The following is a 19463-nucleotide window of genomic DNA, read 5'->3' as shown; positions in this document are numbered from 1 at the left end:
CTGCAGCTTTATTTAAGAACAACTTTTATTATTCAGACCTTAAAACCAACATTAACCTTATTAATGTTGGTTTTTTTATGGGCTACATGAAGATCGCTTTTAATGTTGCTTCCTATTTAAATTTTACAGCGAAGAAGTGAGCTGTTTAACAAGTAAAATAAATTAACTGTTTATTATGATTGGCATAATGAAATTAATCTTAATTCTATGTTTTGTTTACCGTTTATAATAGCTATCCCAAATATTAAAAGTGAAAATTATTGAACTTATGGTAAAACGTGAAATTTTTTTTTAAATAACGTAGAATCACGCGCTAGTAGGCAATATATGCCCGATTTATACTCTTATAGGTAGAGAAAATTGCAATGGTTATTAAAACTCTCATTATTATATCTGGTTTTGCATTATTAAGTGCATGTTCAACGGTTTCTGTTGGCCCAATTCCTGCTGGACCTGATAGCTATATTATTAGCAAAGAGATCTCTACTTTTTCCAGTGAAGAGGATGAGTTGCTATCTTCAATTCTTTCTCAGGCAAATGAATATTGCGTTGATCAACAACGTTATATGGAAGTGAAACACTTAAATGAATATTCAGGCTGGTTTGGTAACGATACAAAAACGACTTTGATGTTTTCTTGTTTGAGTGAAAAAGAAAAAAACTATGAACAGTTAGCACCGGTAGTAATTGCAGCTCCAACTCCGGTTGTGAAACCTGCTCCAGTCAAGAAAGCTCCTACAGTAGAAGAGCCTAGTTTTCCACCTAAAAACAAGCTAACTAATTACGCTTTTTAAGCGTAAAATTGAGCTGGTTAAGGCTTATCTACGTATAAGATTAATCAGCTTACATAACTTTTAATACCCATGTACTTTAATATGTAGCCCCCTTAGATAAAATACGTGAAAGCACTAAATGATGCGTGGTTGTGCGACCCTTTCATTAAACCAGAAATGACTATAGATAAATTAAAATAATGACTTTTGAGTCGGTTGCTTTGATTTTTTAAAGTGCTTTTTCGCTGGTAAATTATGCTATTATCAGTGTCTATTTTATCTTCTAAAATATCATTACTGGACTAGAGCGTTTTATTCATGATCCCAAATTTAAACCACCAAGAAAATATTAAACAAGATACCTTTTCGTTTATCAAAGCGTTATCTGAAAGCGATTACTCAGGTGAGATTGCAAAAAGCTATGCTAGCCGTTTGACAGTCGCTACGGACAATAGTGTTTATCAATGCCTCCCTCAAGCAGTTATTTTTCCTAAGTCTACGCAAGATATTGTGGCTATTTGCCAGCTTGCACAGTCTGCAGAGTTTGAGGATATTCGTTTCTCTCCTCGTGGTGGAGGTACTGGTACTAATGGCCAGTCGTTAACTAATGATATTGTTTTAGATTTATCTAAGTACATGAATAATATATTAGAAATAAATGCTGAAGAAGGGTGGGTTAGAGTTCAAACGGGTGTAGTTAAAGATCAATTAAATGAATACTTAAAGCCACATGGCTTATTCTTTTCTCCTGATTTATCAACCAGTAATCGTGCTACTATCGGTGGAATGATTAGTAATGATGCGTCGGGTCAAGGATCGCTTCTTTATGGTAAAACGAGTGATCATGTTTTAGCTCTAACGTCAGTCTTAATCGACGGAAGTGTATTAGAAAGCAAACCATTAACGGCGCTTGATTTAATTGAACAAGTAGAACGACAAGATTCAGTTGGGGCTATTTACCGTCAGGTGATCGATACTTGTGAAACGCAACAGCAAAATATCGAAGATACTTTCCCTAAGCTTAATCGATTCTTAACTGGATATGATTTAAAACATGTATATGACCATGAAACAGGCACAGTTGATTTAACACGTATTTTATGTGGTGCAGAAGGATCGTTAGCCTTTATTACAGAAGCTACATTACACGTTCAGCCTATTCCGACTTATCGAACGCTGTTTAATATTAAATATGACAGTTTTCAGTCAGCATTACAAAATGCTCCTTTTTTAGTAAAAGCGAATGCTCTATCTGTTGAAACTGTCGATTCAACTGTGCTTAATTTGGCGAAACAAGATATTGTTTGGCATAGTGTAAAAGACTTGATTAGTGATGTTCCTGGGCAAGTGTTGGATGGTATTAATATTGTTGAATTTGCTGAAGCAGATGAAGCGATCCAACAAGAAAAAATCGATGCACTCATTGTGATGCTAGATGGTCTTATTGAAAATAAGCAAGCAGGTGTGATCGGTTATCAAATATGCAGTGACTTAGCTGACATTAATCGTATTTACGGAATGCGTAAAAAGGCCGTTGGTTTGTTAGGTAAAGCTGATACTAGAGCTAAGCCAATTGCCTTTGCTGAAGATACTTGTGTTCCACCAGAAAATTTAGCCGATTATATTATTGAATTCCGCCAATTGCTCGACGATAAAGGGCTTCATTACGGCATGTTCGGCCATGTTGATGCAGGTGTGCTGCACGTTCGTCCAGCTTTAGATTTATGCGAACCTGAACAAGAAAAGTTAATGCGTGAAATCTCTGATAAAGTAGTGGCATTAACTGCAAAATATAAAGGGTTGATGTGGGGTGAGCATGGTAAAGGTTTCCGTAGTGAATATGGACCAGACTTCTTTGGCAATGAGCTATTTACAGAACTGAGGAAAATTAAAGCTGCCTTTGACCCTCATAATCGTGTTAACCCTGGAAAAATCTGTACGCCAATTGATTCAACGGAAGCATTAGTAAGTGTTGATGCTGTTAAACGCGGCACCTTTGATCGTCAAATTCCAATTCAAGTGCGTGAAAGTTATGCACAAGCTTTAGACTGTAATGGTAATGGCTTATGCTTTAACTATGATACAAAATCGCCGATGTGTCCGTCAGTAAAAGTCACGCGTGATCGTGTACATTCGCCTAAAGGCCGTGCTGGTTTAATGCGCGAATGGTTACGTCAATTGGCGAATAATGATATTGATATCCTGCAATTAGAAAGTGACCTTTATGCAGGTAAAAATGCCAGTATCTTTACTAAATTTAAAAATACCTTAGCAAAACGTGATGGTGAATATGACTTTTCCCATGAAGTGATGGAAGCAATGCAAGGCTGTTTAGCGTGTAAAGCTTGTAGTAGTCAATGTCCTATTCAAGTGGATGTACCGACCTTTAGATCGCGTTTTATACACTTATACCATGATCGTTATTTGCGTCCGATTAAAGATTACTTTGTTGCTTATGTAGAGCAATACGCGCCAGTAATGGGGAAAATGCCACGTTTCTTTAACTTTTTTACAGGCTTAAAAGTAACTTCTGCTTTGACTGAAAAAGTAGTCGGCATGGTAGATATACCTCAACTTTCTTCCCCAACTTTAAAAACAGCATTGCACAACAATGATATTAGTGGGTTTGACTTAGCAAAATTACAGGCATTAAGTGCAGAAGAGCGTGAAAAATATGTGTTAGTGGTTCAAGACCCATTTACTACTTTTTACGATGCAGATGTTGTACGCGACCTATTTTTAACCATTAAAAAATTAGGTTATAAACCTGTGTTATTACCGTTTAAACCAAATGGTAAACCTCAACACATTAAAGGCTTTTTAACTAAGTTTGCAAAAACGGCTGCGGATTCTGCTGCCTTTTTAAATGAAATGGCTGCGTTAGATATTGCTATGGTGGGTACAGATCCAGCGATGGTGTTGTGTTATCGTGATGAGTACAAGCAAGCTTTAGGTGAGCAACGTGGTGAATTTAATGTTCAGTTATTTCAAGAATGGTTAATCAAGCGATTACCTGAGCAAACTAAAGCTGAACAGGGGAAACAGTTCTATTTATTAGGGCATTGTACTGAAAAAACCGCGGAGCCAACCTCGGGTAATGATTGGGCTACTATTTTCAGCCATTTTGGCGGAACATTATCAAATGTAGCTGTAGGTTGTTGTGGTATGGCTGGAACTTATGGCCATGATGCTGGTAAGTTAGCTGATTCTAAAGCTATTTATAGTTTAAGTTGGGAAGCTGAAATTGCTAAACATGATAGAGCGCAATGCTTAGCAACTGGTTATTCTTGTCGTAGCCAGGTTAAACGTATTGAAGGTGAGACGTTAAAACATCCAGTACAGGCTCTATTGACTCTATTGTAATCCTAGGAAAGGTTAACAATAATATGAAAAAATCGACAAATATTTGGAAAAAAAGTACAAATTTAAGTCGTTTAAATGCGCTTAGCGAAAATACTATTATTGCTTTATTAGGTATTGAATATACAGCGATTGGCGATAATTTTCTGCAAGCAACCATGCCTGTTGATAATCGCACTCAGCAACCTTATGGCGTGTTGCATGGTGGTGCATCTGTGGTACTTGCTGAAACCATTGGCAGCGTTGCTGCTAATTTGGTTGTTGAAGACGATAAAGCTTGTGTTGGTTTAGAAGTTAATGCAAACCACATTCGCAGCGTAAAAAAAGGAGTCGTAACAGGTACAGCAACTGCGGTACATATTGGTTACAGCACTCAAGTTTGGCAGATAGAAATTTGCAATGAGCGCCAACAGTTAGTGTGTACATCACGCTTGACTGTGGCGGTGATTGATAAACCAAAACAATAAGACCTTCACTGTTGAAGGTTATTTAAAAAGAGAAATTATGATTAAAGTAGGTACTTATAACGACCTTAAAATCGTTAAAGAAGTAGATTTTGGGTTGTACTTAGATGGCGGCTATGACTATGGTGAAATCCTTTTACCAAAACGCTACATCACAGACGAAATGCGCATTGGACAGAGTGTCTCTGTATTTTTGTATTACGATTCAGAAGATCGTTTAATCGCAACAACGCAACATGCAAAAGCAGTCGCTGGCGAATTTGCTTCATTAAAAGTAGTTGATACTAACCGTGCAGGTGCCTTTTTAGATTGGGGGTTACCTAAAGATTTATTAGTGCCATTTAACCAACAAAAAGTAGCAATGAAAACTGGTTTTGGTTATGTGGTTTATGTCTATCAAGATGATATTAGCGAGCGTTTACTTGCATCGTCAAAATTAGATCGATTCCTCGATAAAGTACCAGCGACTTACAAAGCTGGAGATAAAGTTGACTTATTAATCGCAGAGCGAACTGATATTGGTTTTAAAGCAATTATTAATCATAAACATTGGGGCGTTATTTTCGAAAATGATGTTTTTGGTGACTTAGGTATTGGTAAGAAGTGTAAAGGTTACATACGTCGTATTCGTGAAGACGGTAAGATTGATTTAAGCTTAACACAAACAGGCTATGCCAAAATGGATGGTTTAGCTGATCGTATCCTATTAACCTTGAAGCAACATGATGGTTTCCTACCTCTATCTGATAAAAGCAGCCCGGATAAAATAGCTAAAATTTTAAAAATGAGTAAAGGTAACTTTAAAAAAGCAATTGGCCAATTATACAAACAAGGGCATATTGTTATTGAAGATAAAGGCATTACAGTGACTAAGAATAGTTAGTACACTCAGGTTGGTATTTGATATACCTAAAGTCATAGATACTAGATATATTATGTAGCAAATTGAAAGCGCCAATTCAGTAGTGAATTGGCGCTTTTTTATGAGTGTTTATGATGTTGGTAATTTTAATATAAAGAGGTCGTTAACAAAAAATTGCTCTGCACTACTTGCTTCCCACCATGCTTGCCATGGTTCTCCAAGGTCAGCCTTTTCAATCAAATCGTTAGTATTTAATGGATCTGAAAAACTAGCCATGGAAACTTGGCTACCACAAATAGTGCGTTTCTTGATCATTTGAGTGGTCAATTTAGCGGGTGAATCCAACCCCATAGAGCCAATCAACTCGAAGAAACTAGCAAGTGTATTATTGTGAAAGTTTTTCACCCGATCGCTTTTTACTTTTACATCAAGCGCCTTTGAACGCGCTGGATCTTGCGTGGCAATGCCGGTTGGACATAGATTGGTATTACAATGCCTTGATTGGATACAGCCAATAGCCATCATCATGGTTCTCGCTGCATTGACTAAATCAGCTCCCGCTGCAATTTTGGCTAAGAGATCAAAACTAGAGGCAGTTTTACCCGACGCAATAATTTTTATTTTATGGCGCAAGCCTACGCCATTTAACGCATTGTTGACGATACTGATGCCTTCTATACACATCAGTCCTAAACGATTCGAGAACTCAACGGGAGCTGCGCCAGTTCCACCCTCAGCACCATCGACAGTAATAAAGTCTGGAGTGATACCTGTTTCTAACATCGCTTTGCATATGCTTAGAAACTCAGCGGGGTTACCAACGCATAGTTTAAAACCTACCGGTTTGCCACCACTTAAATCACGCAAACGTTCAATAAAGTATAGTAGCTCTTTTGGAGTGCCGCACTCTGGATTAGTTGCTGGTGATATACAGTCTCGGTCTTTAGGGATATGCCTTATTTCTGCAATTTCGTCTGTAATTTTTGCTTTAGGTAATACACCGCCATGCCCTGGTTTAGCGCCTTGAGATAGTTTAATTTCAATCATTTTAACATTATCTAAACAGGCTGTTTTCTTAAAGCGTTCCGCTTCGAAACGACCATGCTCATCACGGCAACCAAATAAACCGGTGCCAATTTGCCACACTAGATCCCCTCCGTGTTTTAAATGGTACGGGCTAACACCCCCTTCACCTGTATTGTGGAAGCAGCCTGCTTTTTTTGCCCCTAAGTTCATTGCTTCAATGGCATTCGCGCTTAATGCTCCAAAACTCATCGCTGATATATTTAAATACGAGGCACTGTAAGGTTGCTGACAGTTATGTTCACCAATTAAAACTTTTTGTGTATCTTGTGTTAAGTGAACTGGCGCTAAAGAGTGCCATAAGCTTAAGTAATTATTTTCTGCTAAATCACGTTGAGTACCAAAAGCAATAGTGTCACGTTGGTTTTTAGACCGCTGGTAAACTAGCGAGCGTTGCTCTCGATTGAAGGGGGTTTCTTCGGTGTTATTGGCAATAAAGTATTGTTGTATTTCAACTCGATATGACTCCAAAAAATACCTTAAGTAAGCGACTACAGGGTAAAGTCTGTTTAAAGTATGGGGGCTGTAATAGTAGTCATAAAAGCCAACGATACTATAAAGCAAACAAAGGAATAACAATAATATGGTGAGGATACTTGGTGAATAAATTGATAGTGACAAGAGAAGAATATTCCCCATTGTCGCAACAAGCCAAAATATTTTTTGCATTATGGTCATAGAAAGCCCTGTTAAAAATTAACTGATCACTAACCAAACTGCTACTAACATCATCATTGAGCCAGCAATTCTATTTAGTAATTTTACACTACTTTGTTGCTGTAATAGATGGCGTAACGTTTTGCCACCTGTCGCATATAACAGCATACAGGTTAACTCAAAGCACAAGATAACTGCAATTAATTGAGTAGCTTGAGGCAACAGGTTGGTGTCTGGGTTTATAAAAGGTGGCAATAATGAGATCATAAATGCCCAGCCTTTAGGGTTAGCGATCGCTGTAATAAAACCTTGGCTAATTAGCGCACTGCGTTTGACTGCAGTGTTCTCGACAGGAGTGGAAGGGATCGCCATTTTTCCACGAGAGCGCCACATTTGTATACCGAGATAAAGTAAGTAAGCACCACCTGCATATTTTAATAATAAAAATAAATTAGGGCGAGCGAGTAACAGTGTTGCTACTCCAATTAGAGCTGATAATGCGACTAGCCCAACGCCAACGAGTTCCCCTAGCATCATCCAAAGACTACGACGAATGCCTATGGTCATACCTAACGTCATGGCTAATGTCATACACATACCTGGTGTGATCGAAACAGCAAAAAAAGTGGGAATAAATAACAGTAGGAGATTGTGATCCATAGAAGTTCTCGTGTCGTTTAGTGAGGAGTAATTAAGTTTCATTATAGTGATAAATTGATGATAAAATATAGTGTTTATTAAGCTTTATCATTGTTTTATGTTGCTGATCTTTTGGCGTTTTAACTAAATGGTTAGTTAAGCGGCAAGTTATATCAAAATAGAGAGCTCTATCAAAAGTTGTGTTTATTTGTATTTTTGGTTTTTAAGTAAACGACCAGCAGTGACTTATAGTTTTATATTTGATGGTCTGTTGTGAATGTTTTTTGGAGTAAATAGTATGTATGAGTTAATTTTAGCAAATTGGGTTGAGTGGTTTGGTTATGCCGCGTCATTAGTTGTGTTGATTTCATTGACAATGAGTTCAATTATAAAGTTGCGTTTGATTAATTTCATCGGTTGTTTGTTATTTGCTGCTTTTGCTTTCTTTATTAGTTCTTGGCCAACCATGGTGATGAACCTTGGTATTGCATTAATCAACGTTTACTTTTTGTATAAAATATATTCAACAAAAGAAGAGTTTAAAATTGTTTCTACCTCGATAGATTCTGAGTATTTACGTCACTTCTTAACAAATAATGAAGAAGAAATAACTCAACAAGCTTCTTTAGTTGAGTTGTATCAAGCCAATCGTGTTTTCTATATGTTGCGTGATGATAATATTGCTGGGTTATTAATTGGTAATCTAGATGAACAAGGGCGATTTGAAATATTTCTAGATTACGTTGTACCTAAGTATCGTGATTATAAATTAGGTACTTATTACTTTAAAACACATAAAGAATTCTTAAAAAATAGGGGAGTGCAAGTATTGAAAGCGGCTGCAAATCATCACATGCATCGTAGATACTTAGTGAAAATGGGATTTGTGGCCAAAGGGCATGATGAATTGCATTTTGAGAAAAAAATATAACAACCAGCGGAATTAGACTAATTCCAATAAATAGCTTATCTATTTTATTTATGAAAACAGTCCACTTTCGCGCTTTGAATTTCATAAAAGGGAACAGCTAATTACGCCTTGAATTAAACTGTTTTTTTCCAGAGTGAAATTTAGAACACATATCTAAGATAATCGCTAGTAGTTGCTTTTTAACATCACCTATTTAGATAAATTTAAATAAGTGATGCTTTGTTAGATTAACAGTTTTAGTTTCTACTCTTGTAACTCTTTTAGGCGAAGATCACTACGTTTATATTCCTCTATTTTTTCGCTATATCTCGCTTGGTCTAACTTTTTATCAGTATATGCTAATGCGCTTCCCATTTGTTCAGAAGCTTCTTTAAACCGGCCTAATAAAGCAAGGTATTCAGCTTTAGCTACAAACTCTTTCGCTTTATTTTTCATCTCTTTGTATAAGTCGATAGCAACTTGGTGCGCTAGTACGTGATCAGGGTGATTACGAATAAAGTAAGATAACTTTTTATCTGCTAAAGCATATTGCTTATCTTCTTTTAGTGCGATGACTAAATTCAAGGTGCTGACAGCATTGCTGGTATATCGTTTTTCATAATCGGTTAAACGTGTGATTGCCTGTTCATTTCTATTGGTTGATAGTGAAATATCTGTAGCTAAATCAATGTAAAATAGATTATCAGGATCGTCATCTAGCAACTGATTGTTTAATTTTTCAGCTAAATCTAATTGTTGGTTTTTGAAGAATGCTAATGCTAAGCCGTATTGTGCTGCTGCTTTAACCTGGTAGTTTTTATTGCTAAGTTCACTTTTATACCGACTAATCAGTGAAGTTGCACTACCGGAGTTAAAACGTACGATAATACGAGCTTTACTTAATTGGTAAGCAAGGCTCTTTTTAATATGCTTATTGATTAGTTGGCTTGCGCGTAATCTCGCTTCTGCAAGACGCGTTTCAGGTAGTGGATGAGTTAACAGCATTTGTGGTTGCGATGAAGCATATTTATATTTATCTGCTAATTTTCCAAAAAAATCAGCCATTCCATAAGGGTTGTAGCCTGCTTTAGCTAATGTTTGGATACCGATACGGTCTGCTTCGTATTCGTTGGAGCGAGTATAATTTATCTGGTTTTGGATATTGACTGCAAAAGTAGATGTTAATGCTGCAAAACCTGCAGCAGGTGCAATAATTGCTAATAAAACTGAACCAGCCAATGCAGCCATGGAGGCTGTGTTACTAAGAGATTGTTTTTCTAGCATACGAGCCAAATGGCGCTGGGTTATATGCGCGACTTCATGTGCAATAACACTGGCTAATTCACTTTCAGTTTCAGCATAGAGAAACAAACCTGTATTAATTTTAATGTTTCCGCCTAAAAAAGCAGCTGCATTAATTTCATTATCTTCAACTAAAAAAAATTCGAAAGGAAGTTTCACAGAATCGGCATGACTGACGATATTTTCACCTAAGCTAGTTAGGTAATTATTTAATACTGGATCACGAACAATCGGTAATGATTGTTGAGCAAGCATTTTAAATGCCCAGCCATATTGTTTTTCTTTTGCAATGGTTAAAACTCCAGCTCCTGCAGTGCCGATCTCCGGCAAGTCATCATTGGCAAAGCTAGTGCAGGAGATGGTTGATAATAAGAAACATGCTGTTAATTTTTTTAATTTGTAAAGCATATATGCTCCGGTTTAAATTAGGCAACAATCTGTTTAGGTATTGATTTATTTATACTGTTAATTAGAAACAGTAAATACTGCTTATTTGATGATTTTGAGTGTTATTATTAAGTTGATTTAACTATAAGCCAGTTATTTTTATCTTATATTTTTCAATATCTATTAAAGTGGCTAGACAGAAAAAACTATTGCTATCGTTATCATCACACTACATTATTGATCTAAGTTAATCAGCAATATTTAGGTATTTAACTCTGTTTATTTTTAGCATAATAACTCGTATATATTGAATTAAACGAAGAATATAAGAAGCAGTATTTTAGGCAATGGACGAGTAACGCAGATCAAATAACATATTGGCCCTCATATAAGGATAAATTTTCAATGTTTATGCAACTATTTCAATGGTATAAGACTCGGTTCTCAGACCCTAATTTAAGCGTTTTGTTCCTATTACTATTGTTTTCTTTCACTGTAGTCTATCTTTTTGGCAATATACTAACACCTTTGTTTGTAGCCATTGTACTGGCATACTTGTTAGATTGGCCTGTTACTTACTTAATGCGCTTTAAAATTAATAGAACAATTGCTACGTTAATTGTAATGTTGCTATTTATCTCTATTTCTATCTTTGCATTTCTAGGTGTATTGCCAACCATCTTTAAGCAGGCGGCTTCTTTCATACATGATCTACCAACCATGTTAAATCAAGGCCAAACCTATATTTTGACCTTGCCAGCCCATTATCCAGAAGCGATCGATCCTGAAACTATTATGCATTTGATTGGTACTGTAAAAAGTTACTTAGTTGATAGCGGTGGCTTCTTGCTCTCTCAATCCTTTGCTTCGTTGTTAAATATTGCCGCATTATTAGTTTATGCCATCTTAGTGCCGTTAATGATGGTATTTATGTTGAAAGATAAAAATGAATTAATTGACAGTATGGTGAAGTTTTTGCCTGATAACCGTAAACTTGCCGCGCAAGTATGGTCTGAAATGAATGGGCAAATAATGAATTACATCAGAGGGAAAATTACTGAAATAGTTATTGTAGGTGTTGCAACTTACTTTACTTTTTTCTTTATGGACTTACGTTATTCAGCATTGCTAGCATTACTCGTCGGGTTATCTGTACTTATTCCTTATATTGGTGCTGCCGCGGTTACTGTACCTGTGGCGCTTGTGGCACTATTTCAGTGGGGGATGTCCCCAGAATTTGCTTACTTGATGATTGCATACTGCATTATACAGGCGTTAGATGGTAACTTAATTGTTCCTATTTTATTTTCAGAAGCAGTTAATTTACATCCAGTTGTTATTATTATTTCAGTTTTAATTTTTGGAGGTTTATGGGGTTTTTGGGGGGTGTTTTTTGCAATACCTTTGGCCACTTTAGTCAAAGCGGTACTAAATGCGTGGCCATCAGTACAAAAAGAAAACAATGAAATCGAATCTATTGATTAATAAGTTTGTTTTATAGGATATTTTGCAATTTTATTAAAATAATAGGTAAAGAAGTCGTTTCTTTTGCCGATAAGGTCAAAAGAAAAGACAAATATTAAAAATATGTCTAATTTTAACTAACGGGAATAAACTTTATGTTAGAAGTCGGTAGCTTAGCGCCAAATTTTACCTTACCTGATCAAGATAATAATGAAGTTACATTGAGTGACTTCTTAGGTAAAAAAGTACTAGTTTACTTTTACCCAAGAGCATCTACGCCAGGTTGTACAACTCAAGCTTGTGCATTACGTGACAGTAAAGCGGAGTTAGCTGATTTGAATGTAGTGGTATTAGGTATCAGTCCTGATACCCCTAAGAAGTTAACGAATTTCATTAATAAACAATCCTTGAACTTCACGCTATTAGGTGACGAAGACCATAGTGTCTGTGAAAGTTTTGGTGTGTGGCAATTAAAAAAATTCATGGGAAGAGAAAATATGGGAGTGGTCAGAACTTCTTTCTTAATCGATGAACAAGGTAAGCTACAACATATCTTCAATAAGTTTAAAACAAAAGATCATCACGAAGTTGTATTGAACTACTTAAAAGAACAAGCCTAAAGCTTCGTTCACATACCTTCATCATTAGTGACATACATTTCATTGTTTGTATGAGGTTAATGGTGGAGGTTTACACTTAACCTCTTGTTGTTTATTTATTTATTGGTTTTATACAGTGTTTTAAACTATTACTTAATGAATAGATTATATTATTATCTTCATCCTCAATTACTGAAATAAAAGTAGTTTACCAAGGAAGCATAAACTATGACCGCTAAAACCAAAATTTTATTACTAATAGGCTTACTATTAACTATTGCCATATCAGCCATTTCCGGTGTTGGCTATTTTAATTTTAGATCTGAGTCTATTGCAAATAACAACACAAGAATGGATGTTCAAACATCATTAATATCTAAAGCAATTGAACAAAAGATGGAACGCTATTTTGATGCACTCAATATCTTATCTGAAAATATCGAGATAGATGAAAATGGTCTCGATAATGTGCCACAAACAGTTCAGGCATTAGCCACTATAGGGAAAAACCTTGATGTTTTAGATGTTTTTATAGCAGAAAAAAATGGAGTAACTTATTCAAATAGTCAAAGAGGTTTAATTGAAAATTTCAATGCTAAAACTAAACAACGAGAGTGGTTTGTTAGAATACTTAATAATGAAAATAGAATTATTACTAAGCCCTATCAAAGTGTAACTGGCAAAGCAGTGATGTCATTAGCCATACCGGTTAAACGTAATGGGCGCATCCAAGGCGTGGTTGGTTTAAATATTAGTGTGCAACAAATGAGTGAGTTTGTGCATATATTGGACCCTGATAACCATGTATTTGTAAGCCGTGAAGATGGTTACTTATTAGCGGCCAAAAATAATACTCTAGTAGGTAAAAACCTTTATCAGGAAAGACCTTCTTATAAAGGATTTCAATCAGATGATAAAAGTCATCACAATTACGTTTTAGAGGGTGAAGAATACACTGTGTCAGGTATTCGTATCGAAGGTTTAAAGTGGCATGTATGGATATGGACAGCATGGGATGACATTACAGAAGCTTCTCGTGAGGATTTACAATCTACATTAATGATGGCTTTAGCTTTTATTATTGTTTCTTTATGCCTTATTTATATGATCATAATGAATGTAATGTATCGTCCAGTGGGAGGAGAGCCTGCGGATATTGAAAAAATAGTAGCTAATATTGCACAAGGTAAGCTCAGTTCGGTTGCCGCTGCGACAGGTCAAGAGACCGGTATTTACCGTGCAATTTTAACTATGGTTGATAGCTTAAAAGATATAATTGAACATATTAATGTATCTAGTAGCCAGTTAAACAGTGCCTCTGCACAAATGTCTGACTCTGCTTCAAGCGTTAATCGCAGTTCTGAAACTCAAATGATGGAGTTAGAACAAACATCAACGGCAATGAATGAGATGGCGGTGACTGTTGATGAAGTTGCACGAAATGCACTAAGTGCATCAGCGGCTGCAGATGAAGCTAATAACCAGTCAAACAAAGGTATTGAAGTGGTGAATGGCATGAACTCTGATATTTCAACACTGGTTGAAGGAGTTTCTGGTGTACAAATGGTGATGCATAAGTTGGAAGGTGAAATCGATAATATCGGTAGTATCATTGAAGTCATTCGTGCTATTTCTGAACAAACTAATCTACTTGCTTTGAACGCGGCAATTGAAGCTGCAAGAGCCGGTGAACAGGGGCGTGGTTTTGCGGTAGTAGCTGATGAAGTTCGTAGCTTAGCCAATAGAACACAGGAAAGTACAACTGAAATTCAAACCATGATTAATAGTCTTCAAGCTGAGTCTAAGAACTCTGTTGAACTGATGGAAGTGAATGTAAATAATGCTCAATCAACTGCCACTAAATCTCAACAAGCAAATCAAGCATTAGAAGAGATTCGTCACTCTGTCTCTATTATTCAAGATATGAATAACCAAATTGCTACTTCAGCAGAGGAGCAAACGCTGGTGGCTGGTGAGATTAATCAAAGTATCGTCGGCATTAATGATATGGCAAAAATGACTTATGATAGCTCAGCTAATAATGCTAAACGTGCAGATGAACTATTAGAGATTGCTAATGCATTAGGTAAGTCAGTAGAAGTATTTAAATTGTAGATAGGCTACTTATCAGTAAAAGGCCCATCACTAGTAATTAATGAGTGATGGGCCTTTTTTATTTCTATAGAAAATTATTGAGTTATTAGTCTGTAGCGATTAAACAGCGGTTTGACTATTCATCTATTTTAATTGGGCTAATAAAGCCCTCTGGTTTTAACGCCAGTAAATCACTGTCTAACTTGTCAATGACTTGCTCTGCAGTGTGGCCTAATAATGTTACGCCTAAACCTGAACGCCCTACAGTACCCAAAATAACTAGCTCTGCTTTAATGTCTTGAGCGACATCACTGATCACATCTTCTGGCAAGCCTTGTTCAAGGTGGATATTTTCAGGCTCGATTTGATATTTTTGGGCATAATCATTAAGTGTTTTTTGGTGAAATTTCTTCAGCCCATCTTCATAATGAATAGGATCAAATTCAGGCAGTTCCATCATTATATTCATAGGTGGGCTTGGGTAAGCGTTCACTGCATGAATATTAGATTTTATCATTTGAGCAATATCATTGGCTTCAGTCAGAATAGCTTCATTTAAACTATGGTGGGCTTCATCCTCAACACTCTTACAATCAATTGCACAAAGAATATTACCATTTTCAGGCCATGATTTTGCTTTGACCAACAACAATGGAATAGGACATTTACGTAATAAATTCCAATCAGTTGGTGTAAATAGTATTGCACTGAGACGTGAATGTGGGTGAGTTGATTTAATTAATAAATCATAACCCTCTCTTAAAATGAGTTGGATGGCTGCTTGGAAAGGTCGGTTATGCCAATGTACCTGGCAACCGATAGCAAAACCTTCTGCACGGTGTGGCTCAGCAAGTGTATCTAACCATTCTTGATTTTCTTTAATGACCAGGGATTGCATTACCTGACGCTCTTCAGCAGAGCTCAGGGAAGTCATTTCATAGGTTAAGTCGTAACAGGAAAGAAACAGCGTTATTTTAGTGTTTTTGTTTTTTTCTGCTATTTCAATCGCTCTTTGTAATGCGGGTTGTTGTTCTTGTGTTGGATCGATATAAACTAAAATATTATTATATTTGAGCATGTTAGCCTCCAATTTTTAGAAATCACTAATATACAATTTAGAACAAATGCCGCTAAATGGGTAGTGACGTCAATCACACTAACTTAAGTGCTTGAATTTATCCTTGAATATAAAGTGTTCCCTTGTACTTAATAACACTACAACGCTAATGTATTAGTATGAAATTGGTCAGAAGCAATAATTCATCTCCTGACTTAATCCGTTTTTAAAAAATTATGATGTTGAAGCAGCCAGTTCTGCAAGCTGTGTGTTATCCAATACGGTGATGTATTTTCCTTTTACTGCAATCATGCCACTTTTTTGGAATCTACCTAGTAGTCGACTGATTGTTTCTACCGTTAAGCCTAGATAGTTACCAATATCGCCACGTGTCATCGAAAGTCTGAATTCTTTTGGTGAAAAACCACGAGCAGCATAGCGAACAGAAAGGTTATTGATAAAAGAGGCCAATCTTTCTTCTGCATTTTTCTTAGACAATAACAATATCATGCTTTGATCATCTACTATCTCATTACTCATTAAGCGTAATATTTGCTGCCTTAGTTTAGGCATAGATGTTGATAAACTATCAAGCGTGTCATAAGGGATTTCACATATCATGGCGGTTTCTAACGCCTGTGCAAAGCTTGGGTGATGGCCTGAGCTTATCCCATCAAACCCAACGAGATCACCTGCTAGGTGAAAACCAGTAATCTGCTCATCGCCTTGTTCGGTAATGGTATAAGACTTTAAAGTACCAGAACGAATAGCATAAAGACATTTCATCGGTTCACCTGCTTTAAAGATCTCATTCCCTTTTTGGATAGGTTTTTTACGTTCGATAATAGTATCTAAACGTTCCAATTCAGTTTCATTGAGAGAGTAAGGGATACATAACTGGCTAATACTGCAATCTTGACAATGAATTGCACAAGCACCGATTTGTCCACGACTTACATTACTTTTATCCATATTCAGCTCTTAATTAGTATTGATTTTTATCAATACTAGCACCTTCTACAACACCTTTAAAATGGTTAATGGAAAAGTTGTTACCAAGATGAGAGTTTATAAAGAATTTAGTACAAAAATACTTTTTACATGCTTACACTTCAAACCATCAAATGGCGGTTTGTTTTAATGTTCGGTAAGGATGAATGGCAGTTATTAGACAATCTAGAGTATTTCTAACACGATATTGCTAACTATATAATGGTTAAAAAAATTTGCGGAGTTATGGATGATTATTCGGAAGTATCTTAACAAAGAGGTTTGTTTGAATAACGGTGTTAATTCGTTTTTAGTGTCCAACATTGAAGTTATTTATAATAAATGACTTAATGCATTGTTAGTCACGCACCTTTCACTGTTATTATACTAGGTTAAAATCATTACGTTAAATGAGAAAGGTTAAGGAATTTTAATGCTTACACTAAACAGGTTAATTCAGTTGATAATTATGCTTATCTTGTTAATAGGGTTATTTGTTTGGAGGACGCTTAGTTTTGAAGACCTGAATCAAGACCAAGATAAATTAGAGGTTATTTTAAACTCTAATTCACAGGTATGTGATTTGTCAGAGCCTTGTATTTATCAATCAACTCTTGGTGATTTTGTGTTGACCGTTGAAGAAGGAAAAATTGTACCAGAAGAGTGGTACCAGTTAACTTTACATAGCAAAAAGAAAGATTGGTTAGTCGAAAGTGCGCAACTAGTCAGTGAACGAGCTTTTACTGGTTCCATCCCCATTGAGTTAAAACTCGAAGAACATGAAAATGCAGGCAACCTAACTATTTACAAAGGGAAAAGTAAGATAGGGGCTTGCTCAGAAAAAAATGTATTGATGCAATTGCAGGTAAACTTGTTAGTTAACGGTCAACAATTGCCAATTGAATATAGATTTATAATGTCTAATTAATTTTTATGTAAAACTGAAGCTTGGTAAACACCTTCCTCCATAAACCCCAATAGAATACAAAACAACGTGCCAAGTTTGCTTTTCACTTATCACGTTGTGAGTCATCAATTAAGTTTTAATCGTTTTAAAAAGACTTCTGTTTGCGTACTTCCTCGAACTATTCAATAATAGAGCACAATGATTTACTAAGTACTATTTATATTATTAAAACAACCCCATCGTAAGTATAGCAACAGGCTAAATATCTGATATCGAATTGTGAGATAGGGGTAAGGTAAGTATTAAAGGAAAATAATGAATTTTTTTAAATCTAAACGAAATAAAAGTTCAGCATCCTCGGTCATTAAGGATATGAATAGAAAACAAAAACGATACGAATCATTAGTGAATGTTTATAGCGCAGATTTATACCGCTATGCATTATGGATTTGCCGTGATTCTGAGGTCGCTCAGGATCTAGTGCAAGAAACTTGCTTACGTGCTTGGAAGAGCATCGATAGCTTACTAGATGATAAATCAGCAAAAGCATGGTTGTTCACAATATTAAGACGAGAGAATGCAAGACGCTTTGAGCGTAAGCAATTGTCATTAGTTGATATTGATGATTATGAAGTGGCTGCTGAGGAAGATACTAGTCCTTACGATAAAGAACTAATTCAGCAGAAAATAGCGGCGTTACCTACAGATTATAAGGAACCGTTGTTATTACAGTTAATAGCTGGTTTCACTGCGGAAGAGATAGCGGCTCAATTAGATTTAAATAAAAACACCGTATTAACTCGGTTGTTTAGAGCCAAAAATCTACTTAAAACTAATTTAAAAGTAGAGATTAATAATACCGGAGAAGCGCATGGATGATATTTTATTTCGTCATACAGCGATAGCAACGCCTAATGATAAGTCTGAAGAGTTCTTGAAGAGAACAATGTCTTCTGACGCCTCAAAAAACTTAGTTGATGAATCTAAAGCATTCGATAAATTATTAAAAGATAGTTTAAAGGTTGATATACCAGATGATTTAGCAGATAAAATTATGTTGGAACAAAGCTTTGCATTAGAGCGCGACAAAAACATTAGTGCTCGATGGCATTTAGCTATTGCAGCTTCTGTTGCTTTTGTAATTGGCTTAAGTATACCTCTCATACAGCAAACGGTTAATCCACCTGTGGAAGTTGCAGCGGTAGAAAAAGCCCCTGAAGATATAGGCAATGTAGCGTTAGAAATGGTTAAAAATGAATACTTTTTAACAGCAAAAGCTAACGAAAATGCCACTCTGCAAGCAGTGAATGCTAAACTAGCAGTTTACGGTGCACAAGCTCAGGAAGGGTTAGGTGAAGTTCTATTTGTAAATTACTGTAGTTTTAAAGGTACTTCGGCTTTACATATGATACTAAAAGGTGAGAAGGGCCGTGTCACTGTGTTTGTAGTGCCTGAAAAAGGTAATTTCAAACCAGCTGCTAAATTTAGCAATGAACACCTCAAAGGAATGTCAGAACCAATGGGCAAAGCTAATTTAGTTATTGTTGGGGAAATGGATGAACCTTTAGAGATGACCCAAGAGAAATTACGTGAAAGTATTAAGTGGGATATCTAACCTATCTATATTGCACAATAAAAGAGCAGGTTAGCTGATATTTGTAATTGGTTGTTTGATTTATCAGCAACCAATTTTTTTATCCTCCTTTTTTGTTGACATGATTCACAGCAAAAAATATACTGCGCCCGTCTTTAAGATGACTCAAACAAAATATTGTTTAGTTATCCTTTCATTTATTAAATGAATTGATATGATAAAGGGCTAGATAATACCTTTTAAATATAAAGACCTGTTAATTGATTATTAGATTAACAAGTAAAAAATATAAGTCCTATTTCTCTCAGTTAGTAGAGCAAT

At 35.9% G+C, this 19463-nt stretch carries 16 protein-coding genes; 11 read left to right on the top strand and 5 right to left on the bottom strand.

The features are described 5' to 3' along the window. The first annotated feature begins 365 nt into the window (after positions 1-365). From V5290_RS05295 to V5290_RS05280, 4 genes are all read left to right on the top strand, one after another. Complete coding sequence (locus V5290_RS05295) at positions 366-794, top strand: hypothetical protein (protein WP_333382592.1); 429 nt, start codon at positions 366-368, stop codon at positions 792-794. A gap of 297 nt (positions 795-1091) precedes the next feature. Continuing rightward, positions 1092-4136: a D-2-hydroxyglutarate dehydrogenase YdiJ gene (gene ydiJ, locus V5290_RS05290; protein ID WP_333382591.1), complete on the top strand. Its 3045-nt coding sequence runs from the start codon at positions 1092-1094 to the stop codon at positions 4134-4136. Positions 4137-4159: 23 nt separating this feature from the next. Beyond that, complete coding sequence (locus V5290_RS05285; protein WP_333382589.1) at positions 4160-4600, top strand: hotdog fold thioesterase; 441 nt, start codon at positions 4160-4162, stop codon at positions 4598-4600. A 37-nt stretch (positions 4601-4637) separates the two neighbouring features. Next, entirely contained in the window at positions 4638-5480 is an 843-nt protein-coding gene (locus tag V5290_RS05280) for a CvfB family protein (protein WP_333382587.1), read from the top strand. A 108-nt stretch (positions 5481-5588) separates the two neighbouring features. Here the strand turns inward: V5290_RS05280 and V5290_RS05275 are convergent, their stop codons facing one another. Further along, positions 5589-7220 carry an FMN-binding glutamate synthase family protein gene (locus tag V5290_RS05275; RefSeq protein ID WP_333382585.1) on the bottom strand — a complete coding sequence of 544 codons (1632 nt, stop codon included), beginning with the start codon at positions 7218-7220 and terminating at the stop codon, positions 5589-5591. Positions 7221-7238: 18 nt separating this feature from the next. Next, positions 7239-7859, bottom strand: a complete 621-nt coding sequence (locus V5290_RS05270; protein WP_333382583.1) for a LysE family translocator — start codon at positions 7857-7859, stop codon at positions 7239-7241. Positions 7860-8136: 277 nt separating this feature from the next. Here V5290_RS05270 and V5290_RS05265 point away from each other — a divergent pair, with 277 nt between their 5' ends. After that, positions 8137-8769, top strand: a complete 633-nt coding sequence (locus V5290_RS05265; RefSeq protein WP_333382582.1) for a GNAT family N-acetyltransferase — start codon at positions 8137-8139, stop codon at positions 8767-8769. Between the two features lie 243 nt (positions 8770-9012). Here the strand turns inward: V5290_RS05265 and V5290_RS05260 are convergent, their stop codons facing one another. After that, the gene (locus tag V5290_RS05260; protein ID WP_333382580.1) at positions 9013-10458 is read right to left on the bottom strand and encodes a M48 family metalloprotease; all 1446 of its coding nucleotides are present in this window, start codon (positions 10456-10458) and stop codon (positions 9013-9015) included. Positions 10459-10842: 384 nt separating this feature from the next. Between V5290_RS05260 and V5290_RS05255 the strand changes: the two genes are divergently transcribed. From V5290_RS05255 to V5290_RS05245, 3 genes are all read left to right on the top strand, one after another. Next, positions 10843-11922 carry an AI-2E family transporter gene (locus V5290_RS05255; protein ID WP_333382578.1) on the top strand — a complete coding sequence of 360 codons (1080 nt, stop codon included), beginning with the start codon at positions 10843-10845 and terminating at the stop codon, positions 11920-11922. A 134-nt stretch (positions 11923-12056) separates the two neighbouring features. Next, on the top strand, positions 12057-12521 hold the full coding sequence (gene bcp / locus V5290_RS05250; protein ID WP_333382576.1) for a thioredoxin-dependent thiol peroxidase: 465 nt from the start codon (positions 12057-12059) through the stop codon (positions 12519-12521). A gap of 207 nt (positions 12522-12728) precedes the next feature. Then, positions 12729-14615: a methyl-accepting chemotaxis protein gene (locus V5290_RS05245; protein WP_333382575.1), complete on the top strand. Its 1887-nt coding sequence runs from the start codon at positions 12729-12731 to the stop codon at positions 14613-14615. Between the two features lie 115 nt (positions 14616-14730). Here the strand turns inward: V5290_RS05245 and uspE are convergent, their stop codons facing one another. Both uspE and V5290_RS05235 read right to left on the bottom strand, forming a co-directional pair. Continuing rightward, entirely contained in the window at positions 14731-15672 is a 942-nt protein-coding gene (uspE, locus tag V5290_RS05240) for a universal stress protein UspE (RefSeq protein ID WP_333382573.1), read from the bottom strand. Between the two features lie 213 nt (positions 15673-15885). Further along, positions 15886-16629 carry an FNR family transcription factor gene (locus V5290_RS05235; RefSeq protein WP_416351599.1) on the bottom strand — a complete coding sequence of 248 codons (744 nt, stop codon included), beginning with the start codon at positions 16627-16629 and terminating at the stop codon, positions 15886-15888. 445 nt (positions 16630-17074) lie between these two features. On the opposite strand from V5290_RS05235, the gene V5290_RS05230 reads away from it, so the two are divergent. The 3 genes from V5290_RS05230 to V5290_RS05220 all read left to right on the top strand — a co-directional run bounded on the left by V5290_RS05230 (position 17075) and on the right by V5290_RS05220 (position 19163). Continuing rightward, positions 17075-17569, top strand: a complete 495-nt coding sequence (locus tag V5290_RS05230) for a hypothetical protein (protein ID WP_333382569.1) — start codon at positions 17075-17077, stop codon at positions 17567-17569. 294 nt (positions 17570-17863) lie between these two features. Next, a complete protein-coding gene (locus tag V5290_RS05225; RefSeq protein WP_333382567.1) occupies positions 17864-18427 on the top strand; it encodes a sigma-70 family RNA polymerase sigma factor in 564 nt (187 codons plus the stop codon). Continuing rightward, the gene (locus V5290_RS05220) at positions 18420-19163 is read left to right on the top strand and encodes a DUF3379 family protein (protein ID WP_333382565.1); all 744 of its coding nucleotides are present in this window, start codon (positions 18420-18422) and stop codon (positions 19161-19163) included. The genes V5290_RS05225 and V5290_RS05220 overlap by 8 nt, the downstream gene beginning before the upstream one ends. Positions 19164-19463: the final 300 nt, after the last annotated feature.

It is taken from the genome of Psychromonas arctica (genome assembly GCF_036697365.1).
GTDB classification, from domain to species: Bacteria; Pseudomonadota; Gammaproteobacteria; order Enterobacterales; family Psychromonadaceae; genus Psychromonas; species Psychromonas arctica_A.
This window is presented reverse-complemented; position numbering and strand designations above follow the sequence as displayed.

Excerpts from the sequence above, each read along its gene's own strand:
- V5290_RS05220 (WP_333382565.1), top strand. The coding sequence starts at position 18,420 with ATGGATGATATTTTATTTCGTCATACAGCGATAGCAACGCCTAATGAT.
- bcp (WP_333382576.1), top strand. The coding sequence starts at position 12,057 with ATGTTAGAAGTCGGTAGCTTAGCGCCAAATTTTACCTTACCTGATCAA.
- ydiJ (WP_333382591.1), top strand. The coding sequence starts at position 1,092 with ATGATCCCAAATTTAAACCACCAAGAAAATATTAAACAAGATACCTTT.
- V5290_RS05270 (WP_333382583.1), bottom strand. The coding sequence starts at position 7,859 with ATGGATCACAATCTCCTACTGTTATTTATTCCCACTTTTTTTGCTGTT.
- V5290_RS05260 (WP_333382580.1), bottom strand. The coding sequence starts at position 10,458 with ATGCTTTACAAATTAAAAAAATTAACAGCATGTTTCTTATTATCAACC.
- V5290_RS05280 (WP_333382587.1), top strand. The coding sequence starts at position 4,638 with ATGATTAAAGTAGGTACTTATAACGACCTTAAAATCGTTAAAGAAGTA.
- V5290_RS05255 (WP_333382578.1), top strand. The coding sequence starts at position 10,843 with ATGTTTATGCAACTATTTCAATGGTATAAGACTCGGTTCTCAGACCCT.
- uspE (WP_333382573.1), bottom strand. The coding sequence starts at position 15,672 with ATGCTCAAATATAATAATATTTTAGTTTATATCGATCCAACACAAGAA.
- V5290_RS05245 (WP_333382575.1), top strand. The coding sequence starts at position 12,729 with ATGACCGCTAAAACCAAAATTTTATTACTAATAGGCTTACTATTAACT.
- V5290_RS05295 (WP_333382592.1), top strand. The coding sequence starts at position 366 with ATGGTTATTAAAACTCTCATTATTATATCTGGTTTTGCATTATTAAGT.
- V5290_RS05230 (WP_333382569.1), top strand. The coding sequence starts at position 17,075 with ATGCTTACACTAAACAGGTTAATTCAGTTGATAATTATGCTTATCTTG.
- V5290_RS05285 (WP_333382589.1), top strand. The coding sequence starts at position 4,160 with ATGAAAAAATCGACAAATATTTGGAAAAAAAGTACAAATTTAAGTCGT.
- V5290_RS05275 (WP_333382585.1), bottom strand. The coding sequence starts at position 7,220 with ATGACCATAATGCAAAAAATATTTTGGCTTGTTGCGACAATGGGGAAT.
- V5290_RS05225 (WP_333382567.1), top strand. The coding sequence starts at position 17,864 with ATGAATTTTTTTAAATCTAAACGAAATAAAAGTTCAGCATCCTCGGTC.
- V5290_RS05265 (WP_333382582.1), top strand. The coding sequence starts at position 8,137 with ATGTATGAGTTAATTTTAGCAAATTGGGTTGAGTGGTTTGGTTATGCC.